Here is a 2749-nt window from a genome sequence, read left to right as displayed (position 1 = left end):
CGCGAATGCCAAGCGGTGACCGCATGCCGGGGCGCTGCCTGCCACCCGCGCCATGCTTCTGAATCAGCACACGACGGAAGTGGTGCCCCTCCGTGGTTTTGATGGCAAAGGGGGCCTTGCCAACGAGCGAGGCCATGTCTTGAAACACGTGTTCGATGTCCAAGGGGTCAGGCAGATCCACAATGCCAGCACGACCGGTGGGCACCAGCAGAAAGACGCTCCACATGGCAGGCTTCAGTTCAAACATCAGCTTCTTGAAGGCCTCGTACTCACGCAGATTGCCGCGCGTGAGCGTGGTGTTGATCTGCACGCTCAGGTCCGCCGCATGAGCGCGATGCACCGCCGCGATGGTACGGTCAAACGTGCCCTTCACTCCGCGAAAGGCATCGTGCGTTTCGCGTGAGGCACCGTCCAGACTCAGCGAGATGCGGTCGACGCCCGCTGCTTTGATCTCTGCAAAATCCGCATTCATGAGCCTCGCCGTCGCCGAAGGGCTCAGGCCCACGTGCAACCCGGCAGCCGTCGCCTCGCGCACAAGATCCAGCGCGTCCGTGCGCATCAGCGGATCACCGCCGGTGAGGATAAGCATGGGTGGATTCAATTCCGCGAGCTGGCGGATCAGCCGGCTCGATTCCTCACGATTCAATTCATCGGGATGACGATGGGATTGCGCTTCGGCCCGGCAGTGACGGCAGGCCAGCGCACAGGCGCGGGTAATCTCCCAAAAGACAAGAAAGGGACGTTCCTCAAAGCCGTCATAGGCCATCGAGGCCACCTTGGACCACTCGGGATTGCTCAGCGCTGTGTTCATGCGTGAGACTAACGGAAGGAGGACGCGGCAGTCCTTTCTATGCGTGGGGAATGTTGTGCTGATTTTGCGGGGGTGATTTCGCCGCAGCTAATCCTCCTCATCCCGCTTCACGAAGCGCCTGCGGTGCCACAGCAGCCAGAACAGCGCCAGCAGCGCCCAGGTCAGTGCAGCGTAGATGTGATGTGACACGGTCGTGGAAGGCACCCAGGCGGGCGTGGCGCGGGTGATGGCGGCCAAAACGCCAAGGAAGATGAGGAAACGTACCCACTTGCTCTTCACAAAGAAGCCGTCCAGATCGCCGCTGTGGCCAAACAGCACGCGGCTGCCGACGATAAGCATCAGCATGCCAAAGCCACCGATGTAGAGCAAGTGCTCCACGCTGACGTGCTGGGTGTAGAAGAATCCGGCAAGCGCCAGACCGAGCCAGCCGAGGATCAGCGCCCATAGCAAACCCGTGGTGAGAGAGCCGCTTTGGGATGTTTTCCAGCGTACTTCCAGGAGCAAATAACCCGCCGCTACGAGCGCCCGCAGCGCATAGCCCGGTATGATCTGACCGCAGGCCTCAAGAACGAAGCTGCCCACAAGCAGGACCGCCGCCACTATGGCGCGCATGAGCTTCGTGCGGCTCTGCGCCGCCGTTTTGGGATCACCAAAATCTCCGCCAAGCATGCGTGGAAAGACAAACGCGCCGATGCCGAGAACCGGCGGCAGCAACAGGCCCTGATAGAGAAGGAGATTGGCGAGGCGAAGGTGCTGCGGATCGATCAGCGTCGCTGAAGACAGCAGCAGCGACGCACCTGTGATGCCGCAGATCAGACCGGTGAGAGCGAGAAGCAGCTGCGGTGGCGGTGCTTCCTTGCGGAACTTCACCACGCGGATCACCAAGCACAGCAGCAGCGAACCGAGAAGCGCGATGAAAAACATATCCCCCCAGGCGAGGTGCAGGGTGAGATGGGAGATGCCGCAGGCCTGATGCAGCGCGAAGAGCCAGAACAGCTCCAGCGGCGTGAGCTTCGGAGCCGTGGCCATGCGCGGCCCGGCAGTGCCGAGAAAGCCGACGACGAAGGCTGTGCCGAAGGCCTCGATCATGATGCGCGCGTGAACGAAGCTGGGATAAAAGCCTATCTGCTGCGCATAATACAACGGCCACAGCGCCACGCCGATGATGCTCCACACCGCACCGCTGAAAAAGAACAGGCGATACGGCTCCGACGCGAGCCAGCGCAGGCCATCCCGACGCGGGCCGGTGGCTTTGTGTTTCTTGTGTTTGCAGGCGGGGAACTGGCTCATGCGGCAGGCTGCTGATAACGTGAATAACGCGCGCGTTGTTCCGGAGTGAGATTGGCGGGATCAAAGCGAGGATCAGGCACCTGGTTGATGCGCGAGTAGATGACGTTGGCCATGTCTGCCGCGCAGTTCTTGATGTGTTCGGCCCGCTCACCGGCAAAGAGATCATCCACTGTGCTGCGAAAGAGCTGCAGCCAGTGGTCAAACTGAGCACGGCCCATGGGTGTCTGCGGCACCAGCTTTGCATGCGCGGCGATGGGATTGCCGGTGAAGCCGCCCGTGCGGAAGAGTACCGTCTCCCAGAAGGCGTACATCTTGGGCAGATGCGTGGTCCAGTTGGTCTGCGCCACGTCGTTGAAGATGAACCCCAGCACCTCATCGGTGCGCACGCGATCGTAGAGGGTGTTCACCAGAGTTTCGATTTCGGCGCGTCCGGTGATGTCAGGCTTGGTCTCAAACATGCATTTACCATGCAACATTAACAGCGCCTGTCGCTTCTCTGTTTGTGCGGCCTTGTGCGCAGAAATTGGCGCGGAGGCACCGCGCACAACAAACGCGCATCTCTGCGCAGGATCGGCGCATTGATGCATCGGCGATGCAACTTATTAAATAGCCCAACCAAACCATGAAACTTATTCTCTCCTCCATCGT

General features: G+C 60.6%; 3 protein-coding genes. All 3 read right to left on the bottom strand.

Features of this window, described 5'->3' with window-relative positions; translation table 11 throughout:
• Window positions 1-811: radical SAM protein (locus tag ACIREA_RS30120; protein ID WP_397386014.1), on the bottom strand; the 811-nt coding region annotated here is incomplete at its 3' end.
• A gap of 87 nt (window positions 812-898) precedes the next feature.
• Window positions 899-2101, bottom strand: coding sequence for an NnrS family protein (locus tag ACIREA_RS30115; protein WP_397386013.1), 1203 nt, complete (start codon window positions 2099-2101; stop codon window positions 899-901).
• The gene (locus tag ACIREA_RS30110) at window positions 2098-2559 is read right to left on the bottom strand and encodes a group III truncated hemoglobin (RefSeq protein WP_397386012.1); all 462 of its coding nucleotides are present in this window, start codon (window positions 2557-2559) and stop codon (window positions 2098-2100) included. The genes ACIREA_RS30115 and ACIREA_RS30110 overlap by 4 nt, the downstream gene beginning before the upstream one ends.
• Window positions 2560-2749: the final 190 nt, after the last annotated feature.

Origin of the sequence: Prosthecobacter sp., assembly GCF_044373815.1 — a bacterium.
In the GTDB taxonomy this organism is placed as follows: Bacteria; Verrucomicrobiota; Verrucomicrobiia; order Verrucomicrobiales; family Verrucomicrobiaceae; genus Prosthecobacter.
The sequence above is the reverse complement of the archived record's forward strand: the minus strand, read 5'-3'. Positions and strand labels throughout refer to the sequence as shown.

Coding starts and splice junctions, on each gene's coding strand:
- ACIREA_RS30110 (WP_397386012.1), bottom strand. CDS start 2,559: ATGTTTGAGACCAAGCCTGACATCACCGGACGCGCCGAAATCGAAACT.
- ACIREA_RS30115 (WP_397386013.1), bottom strand. CDS start 2,101: ATGAGCCAGTTCCCCGCCTGCAAACACAAGAAACACAAAGCCACCGGC.